Origin of the sequence: Pseudomonas sp. BCRC 81390 (assembly GCF_030341915.1) — a bacterium.
GTDB lineage: Bacteria > Pseudomonadota > Gammaproteobacteria > Pseudomonadales > Pseudomonadaceae > Aquipseudomonas.
Genome location: NZ_JATAAG010000083.1, coordinates 184,307 through 202,547, shown reverse-complemented (window position 1 = coordinate 202,547; position 18,241 = coordinate 184,307). Strand labels below are relative to the sequence as shown.

At 56.4% G+C, this 18,241-nt stretch carries 18 protein-coding genes and 2 pseudogenes; 10 read left to right on the top strand and 10 right to left on the bottom strand.

Going from position 1 to position 18,241, the window contains the following annotated elements; genetic code table 11:
- Positions 1 to 100: 100 nt before the first annotated feature.
- Positions 101 to 538: an Lrp/AsnC family transcriptional regulator gene (locus QSV36_RS24065; protein WP_289135281.1), complete on the bottom strand. Its 438-nt coding sequence runs from the start codon at positions 536 to 538 to the stop codon at positions 101 to 103.
- Positions 539 to 829: 291 nt separating this feature from the next.
- Between QSV36_RS24065 and QSV36_RS24060 the strand changes: the two genes are divergently transcribed.
- Both QSV36_RS24060 and QSV36_RS24055 read left to right on the top strand, forming a co-directional pair.
- Positions 830 to 1,312 carry a DinB family protein gene (locus QSV36_RS24060; protein ID WP_289135278.1) on the top strand — a complete coding sequence of 161 codons (483 nt, stop codon included), beginning with the start codon at positions 830 to 832 and terminating at the stop codon, positions 1,310 to 1,312.
- Between the two features lie 106 nt (positions 1,313 to 1,418).
- Positions 1,419 to 2,051: an FMN-binding negative transcriptional regulator gene (locus tag QSV36_RS24055; protein ID WP_289135275.1), complete on the top strand. Its 633-nt coding sequence runs from the start codon at positions 1,419 to 1,421 to the stop codon at positions 2,049 to 2,051.
- Positions 2,052 to 2,299: 248 nt separating this feature from the next.
- On the opposite strand, the gene QSV36_RS24050 is transcribed toward QSV36_RS24055, so the two are convergent.
- Positions 2,300 to 2,728: a DoxX family protein gene (locus QSV36_RS24050; protein ID WP_289135272.1), complete on the bottom strand. Its 429-nt coding sequence runs from the start codon at positions 2,726 to 2,728 to the stop codon at positions 2,300 to 2,302.
- Between the two features lie 105 nt (positions 2,729 to 2,833).
- On the opposite strand from QSV36_RS24050, the gene QSV36_RS24045 reads away from it, so the two are divergent.
- The gene (locus QSV36_RS24045; protein WP_289135269.1) at positions 2,834 to 3,712 is read left to right on the top strand and encodes a LysR family transcriptional regulator; all 879 of its coding nucleotides are present in this window, start codon (positions 2,834 to 2,836) and stop codon (positions 3,710 to 3,712) included.
- Between the two features lie 49 nt (positions 3,713 to 3,761).
- Here the strand turns inward: QSV36_RS24045 and QSV36_RS26200 are convergent, their stop codons facing one another.
- The 6 genes and pseudogenes from QSV36_RS26200 to QSV36_RS24020 all read right to left on the bottom strand — a co-directional run bounded on the left by QSV36_RS26200 (position 3,762) and on the right by QSV36_RS24020 (position 8,834).
- Complete coding sequence (locus tag QSV36_RS26200) at positions 3,762 to 4,520, bottom strand: methyl-accepting chemotaxis protein (RefSeq protein WP_502945768.1); 759 nt, start codon at positions 4,518 to 4,520, stop codon at positions 3,762 to 3,764.
- Positions 4,521 to 4,616: 96 nt separating this feature from the next.
- Positions 4,617 to 5,558 (bottom strand): annotated as a pseudogene (locus QSV36_RS26195) (HAMP domain-containing protein); the annotation flags it as partial.
- A gap of 159 nt (positions 5,559 to 5,717) precedes the next feature.
- Positions 5,718 to 6,500, bottom strand: a complete 783-nt coding sequence (locus QSV36_RS24035) for an ABC transporter ATP-binding protein (protein ID WP_289135739.1) — start codon at positions 6,498 to 6,500, stop codon at positions 5,718 to 5,720.
- Positions 6,501 to 6,562: 62 nt separating this feature from the next.
- Entirely contained in the window at positions 6,563 to 7,273 is a 711-nt protein-coding gene (locus QSV36_RS24030) for an ABC transporter permease (protein WP_289135263.1), read from the bottom strand.
- Positions 7,270 to 7,998, bottom strand: a complete 729-nt coding sequence (locus tag QSV36_RS24025) for an ABC transporter permease (RefSeq protein WP_289135260.1) — start codon at positions 7,996 to 7,998, stop codon at positions 7,270 to 7,272. The genes QSV36_RS24030 and QSV36_RS24025 overlap by 4 nt, the downstream gene beginning before the upstream one ends.
- Before the next feature lie 53 nt (positions 7,999 to 8,051).
- Positions 8,052 to 8,834, bottom strand: a complete 783-nt coding sequence (locus QSV36_RS24020) for a transporter substrate-binding domain-containing protein (RefSeq protein ID WP_289135257.1) — start codon at positions 8,832 to 8,834, stop codon at positions 8,052 to 8,054.
- 522 nt (positions 8,835 to 9,356) lie between these two features.
- Between QSV36_RS24020 and QSV36_RS24015 the strand changes: the two genes are divergently transcribed.
- Genes QSV36_RS24015 through QSV36_RS24005 form a run of 3 tightly spaced genes read left to right on the top strand, consistent with a single transcriptional unit; the run spans position 9,357 to position 11,856 of the window.
- Positions 9,357 to 9,656, top strand: coding sequence for a hypothetical protein (locus tag QSV36_RS24015; RefSeq protein WP_289135253.1), 300 nt, complete (start codon positions 9,357 to 9,359; stop codon positions 9,654 to 9,656).
- A gap of 18 nt (positions 9,657 to 9,674) precedes the next feature.
- Entirely contained in the window at positions 9,675 to 10,667 is a 993-nt protein-coding gene (locus tag QSV36_RS24010; RefSeq protein WP_289135250.1) for an SIR2 family protein, read from the top strand.
- Positions 10,654 to 11,856, top strand: a complete 1,203-nt coding sequence (locus QSV36_RS24005) for a helicase HerA domain-containing protein (RefSeq protein ID WP_289135248.1) — start codon at positions 10,654 to 10,656, stop codon at positions 11,854 to 11,856. Before QSV36_RS24010 ends, QSV36_RS24005 begins: the two co-directional genes overlap by 14 nt.
- A gap of 240 nt (positions 11,857 to 12,096) precedes the next feature.
- Here QSV36_RS24005 and QSV36_RS24000 read toward each other — a convergent pair whose 3' ends face one another.
- A complete protein-coding gene (locus QSV36_RS24000) occupies positions 12,097 to 13,053 on the bottom strand; it encodes an aliphatic sulfonate ABC transporter substrate-binding protein (protein ID WP_289135245.1) in 957 nt (318 codons plus the stop codon).
- A gap of 16 nt (positions 13,054 to 13,069) precedes the next feature.
- The gene (locus QSV36_RS23995; RefSeq protein ID WP_289135243.1) at positions 13,070 to 14,035 is read right to left on the bottom strand and encodes an ABC transporter substrate-binding protein; all 966 of its coding nucleotides are present in this window, start codon (positions 14,033 to 14,035) and stop codon (positions 13,070 to 13,072) included.
- A 199-nt stretch (positions 14,036 to 14,234) separates the two neighbouring features.
- On the opposite strand from QSV36_RS23995, the gene QSV36_RS23990 reads away from it, so the two are divergent.
- The 4 genes and pseudogenes from QSV36_RS23990 to QSV36_RS23975 all read left to right on the top strand — a co-directional run bounded on the left by QSV36_RS23990 (position 14,235) and on the right by QSV36_RS23975 (position 18,181).
- The gene (locus tag QSV36_RS23990) at positions 14,235 to 15,125 is read left to right on the top strand and encodes a LysR family transcriptional regulator (RefSeq protein WP_289135240.1); all 891 of its coding nucleotides are present in this window, start codon (positions 14,235 to 14,237) and stop codon (positions 15,123 to 15,125) included.
- Between the two features lie 169 nt (positions 15,126 to 15,294).
- Complete coding sequence (locus QSV36_RS23985) at positions 15,295 to 16,428, top strand: acyl-CoA dehydrogenase family protein (RefSeq protein WP_289135238.1); 1,134 nt, start codon at positions 15,295 to 15,297, stop codon at positions 16,426 to 16,428.
- A pseudogene (locus QSV36_RS23980) lies at positions 16,425 to 17,369 on the top strand (D-isomer specific 2-hydroxyacid dehydrogenase family protein). The gene QSV36_RS23985 and the pseudogene QSV36_RS23980 overlap by 4 nt, the downstream one beginning before the upstream one ends.
- Before the next feature lie 17 nt (positions 17,370 to 17,386).
- Entirely contained in the window at positions 17,387 to 18,181 is a 795-nt protein-coding gene (locus tag QSV36_RS23975; protein WP_289135235.1) for a class II aldolase/adducin family protein, read from the top strand.
- Positions 18,182 to 18,241 lie beyond the last annotated feature (60 nt).

Genomic DNA, 18,241 nt, shown 5'->3' with positions numbered 1-18,241 from the left:
CTGGAGGAAATCGTAAGCTGCAACCCTGCTTAACCGAATATGCCAAACAGACCGATCTTGCTAGCAAAATGCTCGCACAGCATGTCGCTTTGCTCGTGTGCTATTTTGTATGTGACAAAACAAAAGAAGTCACCGTATTCACAACGCCAGGCAGACTGGAAATATCAGTCCAGACCTTATTAATTCTGTCCGGGGAACTCGCCTCAACGGTCAGAACAATATCAAGATCACCACTCATCACATTGCAAGCGATCACCTCAGGAATCGCAGCAACAGAGCGCACCACGTCCGCCCCCCTCATGCGATCCTGCCTGTAGACAAAAACCAGTGCTCGTATCGGTGGATGGCCTGAAGACGCAGCCCCCTTCACAATCGTATATCCTTTGATATACCCGTCTCGCTCCAAGCGCTCGATCCTGAGCCGAACAGCATTTCTAGAAAGATTAACTTTCAGCGCAATATCGTTGTGAGCTAGACGCGAATTCCTGGTTAGTTCTTCGATGATCCTTTCATCGACTTTGTCCAAAGTGCGTTTCATCGCTACCTCCGGATCGCGTAAAGCAATCACTCACACATAAAATTATTACTTAGCTGCCCTGGCCAAGCCTCTTAAGCTCAGCCGAGCCAAACCCGGCATCAGGGCCAGGGCTAATCCGTTGGCCCACCAAGGTGGGGGAGCCAAGATCTCGGCTATCAGCTCTGGTCAGCAGGCACGCTCACAGCTTCGTGCCATCGACCGAAAAAGTCAATATACTGACCATCGCCACACCAACCGCCCTTTGCCAGGAAGGCAAAGCCAACCCAGTCCCACATGGGCGAAGGAGAAAAAATGACTGCCAAGGACGTTTTTCACTCGATGTTTCAGTACAAAGCTTGGTCTGAAGCCGAGCTGTTCAAAATCCTCACAGAGTCTCCTAGCACGTTCACTGCGCCGCATCTGACAGAAGCTTTATGGCATCTCGCTCACATCAACATCGTGGACAACCTGTTTAAGGGGAGGTTGCTGGGTGACCCCATGCCCTGCAGCTCAACCACTACAAACGAACCGCAACATTTATCTGACCTATCGTTAAAATTTTCTAAAACGAACAACTGGTTTGTTAACTACACAAAATCTGTGACGGAGGCAGAGCTTGAAGAAAGGCTGAATTTTGTGTTTGCAGATGGAAAGCCAGGAAATATGAAGAAGTCAGAAATGTTGAGCCATGTCCTCTCGCATGGACTGCTGCATCGTGGGATGGTAAGCGGCCTACTACCGTTTGCATCAAGTGAAGGCTGGCAGGATCACTTTACGACGTTCTTGAAACAGTAAAATATTGAGCCTTAATTTTATAAGGCTTGCGGCGTTTCATTTCCGAGATCCAGTAGTGACAGGGCGACTGTGAAGAAGTAAAAACCCCTTCAGGCAGGGACTAGATATGTACTTACCGAAATATTTCAGCGAACATCAAAAGGAAGCGTTACACACCCTAATAATGGATAATCCATTTGGCACGTTGGTAACCCATGGGCCAGCTGGACTTGATGCCAATCATCTTCCTTTCGAGCTTGAACCAAATATTGGTGTACTGGGAAAACTCAGCGCCCATGCTTCAAAAAATAACCCCCTACTCAGCGAAGTAAAGAACTTGGATGAGGTGCTGGTGGTGTTCCAGGCAGGCAATGCCTACATTTCACCTACTTGGCTACCGAGCAAAAACGAAACAGAGAGACAAGTACCGACCTGGAACTACAAGGTTGTCCATGCAAAAGGACGCATCAAGCTTATCCAGGATGAAGCCCACGCCCGCAAACTGGTCGCCAAGCTGACCAAGCGGCATGAGGCCTCAAGGGAAAGGCCTTGGAAAATGTCTGACGCCCCTAAAGAATATATTGGTGAATTACTTAAAAGAATTTTTCTAATTGAGATTGAAATAACTGATCTTATTGGGAAATTCAAATTAAATCAGGATGATGGGCCGAAGGACATGGTCGGCGCGGGCATCGCCCTCATAGAGCAGGGTGAGCAAACCATTGGGGAAGCCATGCTCGAAGCAGCCAAGAAACTCTAGCCCAATGGATCGTGGGATGGGCTGGGATTCAACCTTAGCGTTCAAGCTTCTTGCAAAGCACAGCCCCGGATCACTGAAAGAATCAGTGATCCGGGGCTGTGGCTCGGGGATTTCGCCGAGAGCCGCGTGATGCTTCTTAACCGGTCGTCACAGACGGACGCATGCGAGGGGGTCATAATATTGACTTTTCCGGTCACCGGCACATACAGTAACTCAACCCCCAATTTACGCGGTTTGGCTGTACAGGTTCAGCTTTCTTTCAATGCACACGCTTGAGGCTCGCAAGCCGAAAGTGCCGTACTGGTCTGCCACTCAGTCAGCGCAATCGATACCAACGCCATTGTCCAGAACAATGGGTATTCCCAGCCACCTCCGGTGTTGCTGAACAACCAGCCATTACCCGTATGCGCCCAGGTTGCACCTAGTAAGATAGGAACTGCGGCAGTTGCTGCAATATGGGGTTTAATTCTCAAGATAAGCATGATCCCCGTAACGATCTCCACCAAGAGAGTTACCCAAGCCAAAAATCCGGGAAGTCCAACAGACTCAAAAAATGCGACCGTCCCTGCCATCGTGAATACAAACACCTTGAGATAAAGCGAGTGCGTGATTAATGCAACACCTGCTGTGAGCCGAAGAAATAAGCGACCGAAGTCCGCAGGGTTAAAATTAGTCATGTCAGTTCCTTCATCTATGCAGTGCCGTTTGCCCTGCTTACGACTAATTCTGGTGGTTACTTGAATTCCAAACAATCTGCTTTTTCACCAAACAGGACTGCAAGAATGCACAACTGGGACTGGGATGATCTACGGTTAATCCTCGCAGTAGCTGAACATGCATCGTTTGCAGGGGCAGCCAGGCACCTCAATGTAAATCACACCACCGTCCTACGGCGAGTGAATGCATTTGAGCAGGCACACGGGTTACGAATTTTCAATCGGCTTGCCACAGGCAATACGCTGACTGAAGCCGGTGAGGAACTGCTGCGTACTGCTGAAATAATGAGAGGAGCCGTAAGCGACCTGTCGCTTCGACTTGAAGGAAAAGACCTTAAGCTGGAGGGGACGCTTCGAATCACCACCTGCGATACGATTATGGGCTCGATCCTTCCTCAGATTCTTGAGAAATTCAGCAAGCAACATGAGAAAATCGTGGTTGAATTGTCAACTGGGCCTTTTGTCACTGACTTGGCGCAGCGACATGCAGATGTGGCTATCCGGACTGGAGATAACCCCCCCGAATCCCTGATTGGCAGGCACCTCTCCGATGTCCGATTCGCCCTGTACGCATCCATTGAAATGGCTGAGTTGCTAGAGGGTGACGACCCCTTGACCTTCACCAAGTGGATCTCACCTGACCTGACTTTCAGCCAGATGGCTGTCACGAAATGGATTCAATCAACTATCCCAGCCAGTTCAATCATCTTCAAGGCTGACTCGTTGATCTCGTTGCGCCAAGCCGCGCTAGCGGGGATGGGAATTGCCCCTCTACCCCGCTATCTGGGAGATAACACGCCAGGCCTTGTCAGGCTCAAATCGGATGCGCTGGATCCGTTCACAACTGGCCTCTGGATCCTTACACATCGCGACCTGCGGCATACCGCGAGAGTTCGCGAGTTCATATCGTTCGTGAGCGACGAACTGAGGCAGCGCAGCTTTTAAGTCTCTCATGCCAGCAGTGCATCACGGGCGGGCCATTCACATACGGGCGTCACGTCCGGAATGAAGCAACCAGCCCCCTGAGCCGCTCGATCTGAGACTGCAGGTTCTCGCAGGCACTCAGGGTTGACTGGAGGTTTTTCACGTTTTCTGTGTTCAGGTTATTGATCTGCGCAATATCAACGTTGAGAGACTCAATGACAGAGGACTGCTCCTCGGTGGCGGTCGCCACAGCTTGATTCATGCCATCGATATCGCCGACATGGTGATTGATAACGTGAAGGCACGCTCCCGCCTCATTCGCCACCGCCATGCCTTGCTCACTCAGATGGCCACTCACTTCCATCCGATTGACGGCTTCTTGGGCGCCTGCCTGTAGCTCATCGATCATCACATGTATTTCTTGAGTTGAAGCCTGCGTTCGATATGCGAGGCTACGAACCTCATCTGCGACAACGGCAAATCCCCGACCAGCCTCTCCTGCTCGGGCTGCCTCGATCGCAGCATTGAGAGCAAGCAAATTGGTTTGCTCGGAAATACCCTTGATGACCTCCAGGATGCGTCCAATGCTGACCGTTTTATCGTTCAACGATTCAATGCTGCCCGACGCCAGCCGAAGATTGTCAGAGAGATCACTCATCTTGGAGATGGTACCTGCAACCACCTGCCCTCCCTCATGAGACTGACTCCGAGCTTTTGCTGCCTGTACCGAGGCATCGCCGGCATTGCGGGCGATCTCTTGAGCAGCAGCACCAAGTTCATGAATCGCTGCCGCTACGCTATCTGTTCGCTGCGCCTGCTCGCCAGACACCGACAGGGAGCCCGCAGATGACGTGGTGACAAGCTTCACCTCGTTAAATACCAACTCAGTTGCGGTGGAAACATCACGAATCGAATCGTGTATCCGCCCTACAAACACGTTGAAATCCTGGGCCAGCATACCGAACTCGTCTTGGGATTTAACCTCAAGGCGCTTTGTTAGGTCTCCCTCCCCCCTGGCAACGTCCTTCATTGCAACACTCATGCGTCGTAGAGGGTGCATAAGCCAGTAAATCATGACGCCCAGGAGCAGTATTGTCGCAGCGACGGTGATCGATGTAGCTATTACCGCCGCAAATCTGAAGCCAGCCAGCTCTTGGAACGCTTTGTCCTTGTCGAGCGCCAAGCCAACGTACCACTTGACTGCAGGAAGCCCATTGATCGCCGCAAACATGACCAACTCGCGCTTGCCTGCCTGCTGCACCTCATGGAGCTCACTGCCAAACCCATCCTTGCCGCCGGTGTAGACCGAAGTGAAATCCTTCATCAGAAGGTCACGATTAGGGTGGACTAATATTTTGCCATCCGAATCAACCAGGAATGCGTAGCCCATGCCTTTGAGCTCTACCGAACTTAGCATCTTCTCAACGGTATCAAGCGGCAAATCACCCGCCACAACGCCATGCACGCTGTCTCTATTAATGACTGGCGCCGCAACAGTAAGCATCAGCTTGCCGTTGGTATCATCTCGATAGGGCTCTGTTAGCACGGTGTGCTTTTGCGCTTCTGCTGCCTTGTACCAAGGTCGCGTACGGGCGTCGTAACCAGACGGCATTTCATCTTGAGGACGAATAAAAAACTCCCCCTCTGCATTACCAAAGTAGGTGAATGAAAACACTGACTTCAGAACTGATTGATCAAGCACAGAAATTAATTTCTCTGGTGTTGGAGATCCCGCGAGCAACTCCTTCAAGCTCTCAAGCAACAGCAATCGACCAGACATCCATTGTGAAATACCATTGGCAGTGGAGCTACTCACACCCGAGAGCTTAGTTTCAATCCCCCGGTTCAGTGCATCACGCTGTAGCATGTCGTTGTACACGGCGAAGCTAGCAAAAGAAGCTGCAACCACTAGCGCAGCAGAGATTATGATCTTATGTGAAAACATCAATTTCATTGACGATCGTCCTATCGCCGAAATAAAAAAGGCCAATCGGAGATCGATTGGCCGCATACCGAACATTGGCTATTATTTGAGACCGTTCGACAGGAACTGCTGGAGACGCTCACTACGAGGATTGGTTAAGATGTCCGCTCCACCCTGCTCTTCCACCAGCCCCTGGTGTAAAAACAGGATCTGACTAGAGACTTGTTTTGCGAAGGCCATTTCGTGCGTCACCATCAACATGGTTCGGCCCTCTTCCGCCAGCGCCTGCAACACCTTCAACACTTCACCAACAAGCTCAGGATCCAAAGCCGATGTTGGTTCATCAAACAGTAAGATCTCAGGCTCCATCGCTAACGCCCGGGCAATAGCAACACGTTGTTGTTGCCCACCAGACAAAAAACTTGGATACTGTGATGCAACCCTAGAGGGAAGGCCGACCTTATCCAAATATTGACGTGCTGCCTGCTCTGCATCAGCTTTCTTAACGCCTAGGACACGCTGAGGTGCCAAGGTTATATTGTCCAGCACACTCAAATGGCTCCACAGATTGAAGTGCTGGAATACCATGGCCAAACGAGTGCGCAGCCGCTGTAGATCTGCGGCATCAGCCACCCGCAACCCGTGACGATCTTTAACCATCCTGATCACTTGCCCGTCGAGCGTCATGGCGCCGTCAGTAGGCGTCTCCAGGAGATTGATACAACGCAAGAAGGTACTTTTGCCAGACCCACTGGCACCTATGAGGCTGATCACATCACCTTTATGAGCTTTTAGCGATACACCTCTCAGAACTTGGTGGTCTCCATAGCTTTTGTGAAGATTCTCAACGGTCAGCTTGTACCCTAACTCAAGGCCTTTGCCCATGTGCTGGTTCTGCTCAATGCTATTGGGTGTTATTAGACTGGTCATCAGCGGCATTCCTAAAGTCAATGAGCGGGCCCAAGAAAAGACAGCCAGCGTCGCTCAGCTAAGCGAAATAATCCTACAAGAGCAAACGAGAGACCCAAATAGATCAAAGCTCCAATCCCAAAAGACTGGAACGTCAAGAACGTTTCTGAGTTTGCGTCACGTGCAACTTTCAAGATATCCGGGATGGTGGCAGTGAAGGCTACCGAAGTCGAGTGCAACATCAATATCACTTCATTACTATAGTACGGGAGAGCCCGCCTCAGCGCAGACGGCACTACTACGAATGCGTTTAACCTCCAACCATTAAGCCCGTAGGCCTTAGCTGCTTCAAGCTCGCCATAGGGAATATTTCTGATTGCGCCAGCAAATATCTCGGTTGTATACGCGCACGTGTTCAGCGCAAAGGCCAGGATCGTACAGTTCATCGCATCTCTGAAGAATTCGTCCAGCAAAGGCTGTGAGCGCACGGCAGCGATGCTGTAGATCCCCGTGTAGCAAATCAGTAGCTGAATGTAGAGCGGCGTCCCCCTGAACAAGTAGGTATAAAACTGAACAGGCCAACGTACATAAGCTCGCTCTGAAACCCTCGCAATGGCTAGGGGAATCGCCCCCAGAAAACCTATGAAGATTGAGGCGGTCAGCAGCCACAGCGTCATGGCCAGCCCCGTCATTTCCGTCCCATCGGTGTACAGGAAAGCCTTCCAATACTCCTGCAGTAATTCAATCATTGCAGAGCCTCGCGAGAGCCAGCGGAATATTTACGTGCAAGCCTGCGCAATACGATGTTCGATAGCGTCGTAATGAATAAGTAAATAAGAGCCGCCAACACAAGAAAGTAAAAAAGCTGAAACGTGCTCTTGCCGGCGTCCTGGGCGGCTTTTACCAAATCTGCAAGACCTATGATTGACACCAAAGCTGTAGCCTTGAGCAAAACCAGCCAGTTATTGCCAATACCAGGGAGCGCAAAACGCATCATTTGGGGAAAGGTAATAAGGAAAAAGCGTTGGGATCTGCTAAGACCATAAGACACTGCCGCTTCTCGCTGCCCCTTGGGGACGGAAAGCATGGCTCCTCGGAATGTTTCCGTGAAGTAGGCTCCGTAGATGAACCCAAGAGTTATCACGCCAGCCGAAAATGGGTCAATTTCGATGTAATTCCAGCCCAAAGATTGCGTCAGGCTGGTTAACCACGTCTGCAGGCTGTAGAAGATCAGGAGCATCAGCACAAGATCTGGTACCCCGCGAATGAGCGTGGTGTACATCTGAGCAGGTAACCGAGCTATAGCTAAGGAGGAAAGCTTGGCGCTAGCGCCAATTAGACCCAATATTACGCTCACTGCAAGGGACAGCAAGGACAGCTTTATGGTCATCCAGGTACCCATCAGCAGCAGTGGCCCAAAGCCCTGCATGCTAAGCCCTGACAGACCAACAACCTCAAAAAAGTTATCAATCATGATCGAACGACTCTTGATGAAATAAAGCGCCTACGCGGAATAGGCGCATACCATTACTTACCGCTGTATAGGTTTAAATCACCAAAATACTTCGTTTGGAGCTTGGCGTAGGTTCCATTTTCGTGGATTGCCTTAATGGCCCTATTCAACTGCGCCTTGAGGTCATCGTTGCCCTTGACAACTGCAATGGCTGTTTTAGAGGGAAGTAACTCGCTTTCGACTTGCTCGCTCATCTCATAATCAGCACCTTGAGGCGAGCTTAGAAATCCTGCTTTGGCTTGAAGCGTGTCCTGAATAGAAGCATCGAGCCGGCCCGACACGAGATCGTAGTAAACCTGGCTCTGATTTTGGTAAGACTGAACCTTAACACCCGCCTTCTTCAATACCGCTTTAGCGTAGCCTTCCTGAATGCTGCCTTGGAAAAAGCCAACACGCTTGCCTTTGAGCGAGCTCACATCCGCGCTGAGCCCAGAGCCCTTTTTATAGACATACGACGTTGGGCCGGAGAACAGTTCATTTGTGAAATCGACTGCTTTTTCACGTACAGGCGTGACTGTCATAGAAGACAGCACTCCATCGAACTTATTTGCACGAAGCCCAGGAATCAGTCCATCAAAATCACTTTCGATCCATTTGCACTTAGCCTTGAGCTCAGCGCAAATCGCATTTCCCAAGTCAATATCAAAGCCGACAAGATTGCCGTCTGGAGCCTTGGACTCGAAGGGAGCGTAGTTGGCATCTACGCCAAATCGGATCTCTTTATATTCTTTCGCCTGCGCCAGGCTGATGCAGAAGGGAAGCGCAGCCAGAACAAAAAGCTTACGGAGTAACATCATTTGGAAATCCCTAGATATTGTAATTGAATTAAGGGCTAGCCGTTTCAACGAGTTATGCTCATCAAAACCACAGTTATCCATGAGCGCTGCACACCTACGCGCTTCCGTGCATGGTTGCTGTCATCTTGCTCATGTTGTCATGCTACGCCATCAGTTGACCGGTACAAGCTGCCAATAAGCTCGTACTGGCGAGCATATTGCTCGCCATTGGTAGCAATATGCTCGTAGCTTTCACTTCTTTCTAAATGTCGGCACAGAATTGGAGCTGAGTAGGGCTACAGAGGCGCGCAAGAGACGCAGAGGGTTGTTTATAAGTGGCCAAATAAAGCGCGCAAGCCATTAACGACTGACACTCTAACAACTCGTTTGACTATCTGTGAGGTTCAGCGCCCTCTCCTACTACCGGCTTCATAGCGCTGATGGCATTATGCTCACACTGCGTTGCCCATAGGTTTCATCACGCGCACTCGATTGGCCCATAGGACGCCATCGGGATACGCCACACCTTCAAGGATCGTGTTGATGTCCAACGAAAACGCCCCGCCAGCCGTCACCCTTCCTGAAGATGCCGTAGTATCCTCGCCCGCTGCTGACAAACCTGTGGAGCTTGATGCCAACCGTAAGGGCCTTCAGGCCTACCTGGCACCAGGGGCTTCTGATTGGGCGCCATTGAATGAACAAGCCCACTTCGTCCTCAAGGGCGCTCCACCATCTGATCCAGCGAGGATCGTCTCCAACCGCACAGCTCTGTCGGACATGCTCGCTGCGGCATTGCAAGTTCCCAATCTGGGCTTCTTGGCAGGAAGTGGAACGTCTTTATGAGCTCCAGGTGGGCCAAGCATGTGGGATCTGTGGAAGCGCTCGATGTGCACGCCTGGCTCAGGGGATCCTACCGAAGCGGCAGCACGCATGATGGATGTGGTGCACTACAAAGAAACCATCAATCCAAACATCGAGCATTTCCTTTCACAGTGCGACGCCTATCTCGCCTTCAACAAAGACGCGACCGTCGAAGAATTCGTCAGCGAGGTCAAAGCAGTCATCCTGGACGCATGCTCTGCATTCCTGAGGGCCCCTACAGCCGATATTTCGGCATACAGGCAGTTGCTGCAGAAGCTGGCGAGACGACGAGTCCGAGATCCTCGCCTGAAGGTCTTCACCACAAACTATGACATGTGCTTCGAGACAGCAGCCTCTGACCTCGGCATGATGGCCATCGATGGTTTCTCCTACACACGTAGGCGACGGTTCGATGGCAAGCATTTTAGCTACGACATCGTCAGGCGAGAGGCGGAAGGTCATGAGTTCGCCGAAGGTGTGTTCCAGCTACTAAAGTTGCATGGATCAGTCAGCTGGAGCAGAGAGGAAAAGGACATCTACGAGGACACTGCGCCTACGCCTGCGAACGCGTGCCTCATCTACCCTGCCAAAGGGAAATACCAGCAGGCATTCCTGCAGCCTCACTTGGAGCTTCTGTCGCGCTACTTGGAATTTCTGCGTCAGCCCAACAGTTGCCTCATCGTGGCAGGCTTCGGCTTCAACGATGATCACCTCTCCGAACCAATCTTTTCAGCGATCCAATCCAACCCGAGCCTGAAACTCATCCTCTGCGATTTCCAGTGCATCACTTATCTGCATAACCGGGGGCATCATGGCTCAAGCGACTATTGGGGCAGATTCCATGACCTTGCCAAGCGTGGCCTGGACATCCACTTCATCAGTGGCTCGTTCAGCGATCTGGTCAGCCACATTCCGCACCTGAGAACAGCTTCTCCCGCAGAGCAGTTGGCGCCGCAAGACGCCTGGGGGGCCACAACGCATGAGTGCTCTTAACGGGATTCTTGCTAGCAATCTCAAAATTGGCGTGGTTTCGAGTGTGAGCGCCCACCTGGTAAAGACCAACCTGGCACATGCCGGCAACGTGAGCGGCCAGTACTTGGGACACAACCGGTACGGCAAAGGTGAAGTGGGCGAGCTCGTGCTCATTGAAGGCCAGCAAGCCGTGCTGCTCGGGCGCATAACCGAGGTGACACTGCCTGACAGGGATCGCTCGGAGATTTCCCAAGACTTTGCAGGCAGCCGCCAAATTGATGCGATTGGCTTCATACGGCTGCTGGGCTCCGTCAACCCACAATCCCTGCGTGTCACAGCTGGAGTGAGCTCATACCCACGGCTTGGCGATCGGGTCTACTCCGCCCCAGGTGAGTTCATTTCTCAAATACCACTGCTGACGTCAACGGGTGTGGATGGCAGTCCGCCGGATGTCTCGTTGAACCTCGGCCATGTTGCAGGCGACGGTGGCTTTCCCATCGCAGTTACACCGGAAAAGATCTTTGGAAGGCACTGCGCGATTCTAGGTTCAACAGGTGGTGGCAAGAGCTGGACGACTTCAAAGCTGATCGAAGAGTGCCGTCGGTTCTCCGCCAAAGTAGTGCTGATTGATGCCACGGGCGAATACCGCTCGCTCGTTGGCGATGACACGGTTCATTGCCACCTTGGCAGCCCTCTCCACTTGGCCGAAAGCTCTGTAGAAGTCGCGATCCCGCCGACGAGCTTCACCGAGTCCGACTTCATTGCCCTCTTCCAGCCATCAGGGAAAACGCAAGGGCCGAAGCTGAGGGAAGCGATCAAAAGTCTCCGACTCGTACATCTCGCACCTGACCTGTTCCCAAGGCACATCGTCTGGAAGGTAGACCAATCGAAAGAGGTCTATCGCGAGGCCATGAACAGAGACAACAACGCAAGCCTGGTAGAAAATCCAACCACGCCATTTAATCCTCGAAAGCTGGTATCTCAGTTAGTGCAGGAGTGCTGCTACCCGACCGCTTTCAACGATCCAGAGCGTTTCGGGGGTGCGAGTAACGAGATCTCACATTGCTCATCCCTGATTGGCGTGGCAGACCATGGAAGCGTCGCAGCGGTCGATGCATTGCGTCAGGCACTGACGCCCCATGGAATCGTGGTGTTTCCGGGCTTTGAAATCGCGGCCAGCGACAAGACCCATTTCGTCTGTCAGCGATGAGCGCTACCAGGACGCGGTGGATGCTTTCGGCGAGCCAGCCGTAGTCGAGCTGGTTGCGATTTTTGGGTACTACGCCTTGGTGGCCATGACGCTTAACGTCTTCGCTGTCCGGCGTCCTACAACCGCACCTTTGCCATTCCCTGAACCTTGATGACGGCCGCCGCAGGAGGAGCGTGAGAACTCGCTCCTGCAGCTTGGCTGACGTCCTGGTTCCCGCGCCCTGCTACATCCGTGCGCTGACTAATCCTGGGCCGGCTCATAAAGGCTTACCGCGCGGGCATCCACCGCTTTTGGCAGTAGCCCCTCGCGATAGAACGCATCGGCGATGCGCTGCTGCTCGGCCAGGTTCTCCAGCTTCACTGGCTGCACGTCATAACTACGCCGGGCGTTGGCCTGCTGCACCGTGGTGCTGTCCAGATTGCCCCACAGCGGGCCGAGGATCCGCGCGGCCTGGGCCGGGTTGGCCTTGGTCCAGGCCCCGACCTCGCGCAAGGCCAGGTAGACCTGCTGGAGCACCTCGGGGTGGGCCTTGGCGTAGTCGCTGCTGGCCAGGTAATAGCGCTGGTAGCTGGCCAACTCGCTGCCATCGGCCAGGATGCGCGCGTTCTGCTGGCGCTGGGCACTGGCCACGTAAGGGTCCCAGGTCACCCAGGCATCGACCTTGTGGTTCTCGAAGGCGGCCCTGCCGTCGGCTGGAATCAGGTAGGCCGGGGTGATGTCCTTGAATGTCAGCCCGGCCTTGGCCAGGGCCTGGATCAGCAGGTAGTGGCTGCCGGCCGCCTTGGTCACCGCCACGCGTTTGCCTTTGAGGTCGGCCAGGGTCTTGAGCGGCGAGTTCGCCGGCACCAGGATCGCCTGGGCCGTTGGCGATGGTGTCTCGCGGGCGAAGTAGGTCAGCTTCGCCCCGGCCGCCTGGGTAAACACCGGCACGGTGTCGGCGACGTCGGCCGACAGGTCGACATTGCCCAGGTTCAATGCCTCCAACAGCGGCAGCCCGCTGGGGAACTCATGCCAGCTGACCCGGATGCCCTCGGCCTGCAGGCGTTGCTCGAGGCTGCCGCGAGCCTTGAGCAGGGTCAGCAGGGTCGAGGACTTCTGGTAGCCGATGCGCAGGGTCTGGTCGGCACTGGCCAGGCTTGGCAGCAGGGCGCTGGCCAGCAGCGCCAGACTTAGCTGGCGTAGAGCTTTGAATTGCATGAAGGAATCTCCAGAGTCAGGGTTGAGCGGCCAGCTTGGCGGTAACGGGAATGGTGAAACCGCTGGCGAAGGTCGGTGCCACATCGAGGCGTTCGTTCATCAGCCCGTGGGCATGATAGAAATCGGCGGTGTCCTGCTGCGTTGCCACGGTCTGCGGGTCGATCACTTGCCAGCGCAGATGGCGGCGTTCGAACTGCAGGCGGGCGGCGTCCTCGGGGAAACCGATGATTGCGGCCAGGGTTTTCGAGTAACTGTCCAGGTGCTGGTTGGCCCACACCTGCGCCTCGGCCAGGCGGTTGAGGTAGTCTTGCAGTGCCGCACGCCGCGCAGGCTCGCCCAGCGCCTTGTCGGTGGCGGCGAGGAAGCTGTTGCCGCTGGACAGACCACGGCCGTTGACCAGCACCCGGCCCTGCCCGCTCAGCTCGGCCAGCGCGGTGTAAGGCTCCCAGGTCGCCCAGGCGTCCACCGCGCCATTGGCCAGGGCGATCTTGGCGTCCACCGGCCCGAGAAAACGGAACTCCACGTCCTTCTCGCCAAGCCCGGCCTGGTCCAGTGCCTTGAGCGCCAGATGATGCCCAATCGAACCTCGGCCAGTGGCAATACGCTTGCCCTTGAGGTCTGCTGCACCTTGCAGCGGCGCATCAGGCCGGACCAGCAGCGCGGTACCGTAAGGGTCTGACTTGTCCACGGCGACGGCTTTGACCGGCGCCCCCGAAGCCAGCACGAACAACAGCGGCGCATCACCAATGATGCCGGCATCGATCGCCTCGGCATTGAGCGCCTCGGCCAGCGGCGCGGCAGCGGGGAATTCGGCCCAATGGATGTCGTAGGGCAGATCGCGCAAGGCGTCGGCTGCCTCCAGCTGGGCGCGCATGTTGCCCTTCTGGTCACCGATGCGCAGGGTCAGGCGTTCTGCGGCAATCGCCTGGCCTGTCAGCAGCAGGGCCGCGGCAAGGGTCAACAATTTCGTTCGAATGGACATGGCGCTCCTCGCTGCCTGGGCGGGCGGCGTCGTGCTGCCCGGTCAGGCGACTCTAGCGACAACCGTTCAATAAACTAAATTGATTTTAGGAATAACCTAATATGCGTTTTAATCTCATCCGCCCATGCGCATGGCATTACCTGCCATTGCGATTATGCTAATGCCTTATTTTTCCTGTTCGATCCTGTGAGCGCCGATTATGAAAATCGATGATATGGATGCCTTCGTCGCGGTCATTCGTTGCCAGTCGACCAACCTTGCCGCCGAAGCCTTGCAACTGACGCAACCGGCCATTACCCGCCGGGTGCAGAACTTCGAGGAAGACCTTGGCGCCACCCTTCTCGACCGCAACACCAAACCGCTCAAGCCGACACCCATGGGGCTGCGGGTATACGAGCAGTGCAAAGCGATCCTGCGTGAGATCGACTCGCTGCGCGAACTGGTGGCCAACGATGGCGCGCCGTCGGGCACCCTGCGCCTGGGCGTGCCGCAGACCTTGGGCGATGTGGTATTGCTTGACGCCCTGGCGCAGATCCGCGAAGCCTACCCACAGCTGCGCACCCAGGTCAGCAGTGGCTGGGGCAGCAGCTTGATCGCGCGTATGGAAAACGGCGAACTGGACGCTGCTGCCGCGTTGTTCCCGCCAGGCAAGATCTTCCCCGAGGGAATCGCCAGCCAGTCCATCGCACGCATGCCGCTGAAAGTGGTGGCGGCCAAGGGCAGCGCAGGCAAGCGCAGCTACAAGCTCAAGGACTGCTATACCCGCGGCTGGGTGCTGAACCCTGACGGTTGCGGTTTCCGCGCAGGGCTGCAGCGCGCGCTGAGCGAACAAGGGCTGAGCCTGTCCATCAACCTGGAAACCTTCGGCACCGAGTTGCAACTGGGGCTGGTCGCCAATGGCCAGGGCCTGGGGTTGGTCCCGGAACCGTTGCTGCAAGCCAGCCAGCATCGCGATGCGTTGGACGTGCTGAACATCACCGATTTCAAGCCACAGGTAGACCTGTGGCTGTTCCATCCGCGTTACCTGGGCAATTTGCAGGAGCCAGTGGAACTGTTTGGTGAGGTAGCCGGGCATAGACTGCTGGGCTGAGCGCGCCGAGAATCACTGCGCAGCGCGCTGCTAAATGCAAATCACGCATAACGTGACTCACAATAGATTCTTAAAACAAATAATTAGCATAGAACAAAAAAGACTTTTACAGCCTTCATCCATACGAATACGGTCTTAAGCACTTACCGTCATTCAGGGATGAAACCTCATGAGTCACCCCTCCGACAGCGCCCTCGCCGAGCTGACGCAGGCCCTCGCCGCCAATGCCGAGCGCTATGATCGCAGCGGCCAGTTTCCGCAGGACAACTTCGACCTGCTGCAACGTCACGGCCTGCTCGGCTTCACCGTGCCCCAGGCCCTAGGCGGCGGCGGTGCTGACCTTGCCAGCGCTCGCCGGGTGATCGGCGCGGTTGGCAAGGGCGACCCGGCCACCGCGTTGATCCTGGTGATGCAGTACCTGCAGCATTTCCGCCTGCAGGACGAAGCGCGCTGGCCCGAGCACCTGCGCCAGCGCGTGGCCCGTGAAGCCGTGCAACAGGGCGCGCTGATCAACGCGCTGCGCGTCGAACCCGAACTTGGCAGCCCCGCCCGCGGCGGCTTGCCGGCCACCGTCGCCCGGCGCACCGCCGAAGGCTGGCGTTTGAGCGGGCGCAAGATCTACTCCACCGGTAGCCACGGCCTGACCTGGTATCTGGTCTGGGCGCGCAGCGACGATGCCGACCCACTGGTGGGCGGCTTCCTGGTGCACCGCGACACGCCCGGGATCACCATCGTCGACGACTGGGACCACCTGGGCATGCGTGCCACCTGCAGCCATGAGGTGCGATTCGATGACGTACTGATACCTCTCGACCACGCTGTCAGCGTCAGCCCTGCCAGTGCCGCGAGAGCCGAACTCGATGGCCAGGGCCTGCTGTGGATGGCCGTGCTGCTGCCAGCAGTGTATGACGGCGTGGCTCGCGCCGCCCGCGACTGGCTGGCCGGTTTCCTCAAGCAGCGCACGCCCTCGAACCTGAATGCCCCGCTGGCCAGCCTGGCGCGCTTCCAGGATGTGCTGGGCCGCATCGACACGCTGCTGTTCGCCAACCAGAGCCTGCTCGATGCCGCCGTCGCCGGGCAAACGGCGGCTCAGCATGCCGGCCAGCTCAAGCACCTGGTGAGCAGCAATGCCATCCAGGCCGTGGCCCTCGCCGTCGAGGCCGCCGGCAACCCCGGGCTTTCGAGACGCAACCCGCTGGAGCGGCATTACCGCGACGTACTCTGCAGCCGCATTCACACCCCGCAGGACGATGTGGTGTTCGGCCAGGTCGGCCGCGCCGCGCTGACGGAGGTCCGTTCATGAGCCACTCGATCATTGCCAGCCAGCTCGACGCCCAGGCCAACCAGCAGCTGCGCGAGCAGTTGCCAGGCCATGAAGTGGTCGACATCGCCCCCGGCCAGTTGGCCCTCGAAGCGCCCGCCGATGTGTTCATCCTGCGCCCTGTCAATGTGCGCGGGCAGCGCGTCGACAACCCGCCGCCAGGTTGGCCCTGGGGTTTGAAATGGGTGCAGCTGGTATCTTCGGGCATCGACTTCTACCCCGACTGGGTCTTCAGAGGCGCGCCGGTGACCAGCGGCAAGGGCGGCAACGCCGAGCAGGTGGCCGAGTTCGCGCTGGCCCTGGTGTTCGCCGCTGCAAAGCACCTGCCAGAGCTTTGGGTCAAGGATGCCGACTGGCGCCTGACCCCGCTGGCGCCACTGCGTGGCCGCACCCTGGGCATTCTCGGTTTCGGCAGTATCGGCCAGAGCCTGGCGCGCAAGGCCGTGGCACTGGGTATGCGGGTGCTGGCCCTGAGCCGCCCTGGCCAGCCAATCGCCGAAGTAGCTGGCGTGGAACGTGCCGACGACCTGCGTCAGTTGTTCGCTGGCAGCGACCACCTGGTGCTGGCCGCCCCGCTCACGCCCGCCACCCGCGGCATCATCGACCGCCAGGTGCTGAGCGACGCCCGCCCTGGCTTGCATCTGGTCAATATCGCCCGGGGAGGGCTGCTCGACCAGCAGGCCCTGCTGCAGGCCCTGGACAGCGGTTTGATCGGCTGAGCCAGCCTGGATGTCAGCGACCCCGAGCCGCTGCCCGTCGGCCACCCGCTATATCACCACCCACGGGTGTTCCTGTCACCCCATACCTCGGCCATTTCCGAGGAGGGTTACCCCGCCTTCCTCGAAGCCTTCATTGCCAACTTCCACCGCTACCGCGAGCAGGCGCCCCTGGCCAACCTGGTCGACGCCACACGCGGCTACTGATTACCGGAGAGCACACCATGAGTTCACTGTCTGCCATCACTCCCCGTTCCGCCAATGTGCGCGACCGGGTCAGCGCCGAAGAATGGGAGGTACGCGTCAAGCTGGCCGCAGCCTACCGCCTGGCGGCGCTGTTCCGCTGGACCGACCATATCTACACGCACTTCTCCGCCCGCGTGCCGGGGCCGGACGAGCATTTCCTGATCAACGCCTTTGGCTTGCTGTTCGACGAAATCAGCGCTTCCAACCTGGTCAAGGTGGACGTCGACGGCACGATCATCGACGACCCACTGGGCCTAGGTATCAACCAGGCCGGCTATGTGATCCACAGCGCCATTCACCGCGCCAGGCCCGACCTCAAGGCCGTGCTGCACACCCACACCCGTGACGGTGCGGCGGTGTCGGCCCAACGCGACGGCCTGCTGCCGATTTCCCAGCACGCCCTGGCCTACTACAGCCGGGTGGCTTACCACGATTACGAGGGCGTGGCCCTGGACCTGGACGAGCAGCAGCGGCTGGTGGCCAACCTGGGCGACAGCAACATCCTCATCCTGCGCAACCACGGGCTGCTCACCGGCGGCATCAGCGTGGAGCATGCATTCCGCGAGCTGCATGGGCTGGAGCGGGCGTGCAACATCCAGGTGGCGGCCCAGGCCGGGGGCAATGACCAGCTGTTGCATGCACCGCAAGCGGCGATTGCCAAGGTGCATGAGCAATCGAAGCGGTTTGCCGACGGCAAGGGCGAAGGTATCCAGCGGCATTGGGATGCGCTGATCCGGCAGCTGGATCGCGAGGGCCGCGATTACCAGGACTGAATGCAAGGCAGCCGCCATCTGTGCCGGCCTCTTCGCGGGTACATATAACCCTCTCTCATC

Coding starts and splice junctions, on each gene's coding strand:
- QSV36_RS24065 (WP_289135281.1), bottom strand. CDS start 538: ATGAAACGCACTTTGGACAAAGTCGATGAAAGGATCATCGAAGAACTA.
- QSV36_RS24060 (WP_289135278.1), top strand. CDS start 830: ATGACTGCCAAGGACGTTTTTCACTCGATGTTTCAGTACAAAGCTTGG.
- QSV36_RS24055 (WP_289135275.1), top strand. CDS start 1,419: ATGTACTTACCGAAATATTTCAGCGAACATCAAAAGGAAGCGTTACAC.
- QSV36_RS24050 (WP_289135272.1), bottom strand. CDS start 2,728: ATGACTAATTTTAACCCTGCGGACTTCGGTCGCTTATTTCTTCGGCTC.
- QSV36_RS24045 (WP_289135269.1), top strand. CDS start 2,834: ATGCACAACTGGGACTGGGATGATCTACGGTTAATCCTCGCAGTAGCT.
- QSV36_RS24035 (WP_289135739.1), bottom strand. CDS start 6,500: ATGGGCAAAGGCCTTGAGTTAGGGTACAAGCTGACCGTTGAGAATCTT.
- QSV36_RS24030 (WP_289135263.1), bottom strand. CDS start 7,273: ATGATTGAATTACTGCAGGAGTATTGGAAGGCTTTCCTGTACACCGAT.
- QSV36_RS24025 (WP_289135260.1), bottom strand. CDS start 7,998: ATGATTGATAACTTTTTTGAGGTTGTTGGTCTGTCAGGGCTTAGCATG.
- QSV36_RS24020 (WP_289135257.1), bottom strand. CDS start 8,834: ATGATGTTACTCCGTAAGCTTTTTGTTCTGGCTGCGCTTCCCTTCTGC.
- QSV36_RS24015 (WP_289135253.1), top strand. CDS start 9,357: ATGTCCAACGAAAACGCCCCGCCAGCCGTCACCCTTCCTGAAGATGCC.
- QSV36_RS24010 (WP_289135250.1), top strand. CDS start 9,675: ATGTGGGATCTGTGGAAGCGCTCGATGTGCACGCCTGGCTCAGGGGAT.
- QSV36_RS24005 (WP_289135248.1), top strand. CDS start 10,654: ATGAGTGCTCTTAACGGGATTCTTGCTAGCAATCTCAAAATTGGCGTG.
- QSV36_RS24000 (WP_289135245.1), bottom strand. CDS start 13,053: ATGCAATTCAAAGCTCTACGCCAGCTAAGTCTGGCGCTGCTGGCCAGC.
- QSV36_RS23995 (WP_289135243.1), bottom strand. CDS start 14,035: ATGTCCATTCGAACGAAATTGTTGACCCTTGCCGCGGCCCTGCTGCTG.
- QSV36_RS23990 (WP_289135240.1), top strand. CDS start 14,235: ATGAAAATCGATGATATGGATGCCTTCGTCGCGGTCATTCGTTGCCAG.
- QSV36_RS23985 (WP_289135238.1), top strand. CDS start 15,295: ATGAGTCACCCCTCCGACAGCGCCCTCGCCGAGCTGACGCAGGCCCTC.
- QSV36_RS23975 (WP_289135235.1), top strand. CDS start 17,387: ATGAGTTCACTGTCTGCCATCACTCCCCGTTCCGCCAATGTGCGCGAC.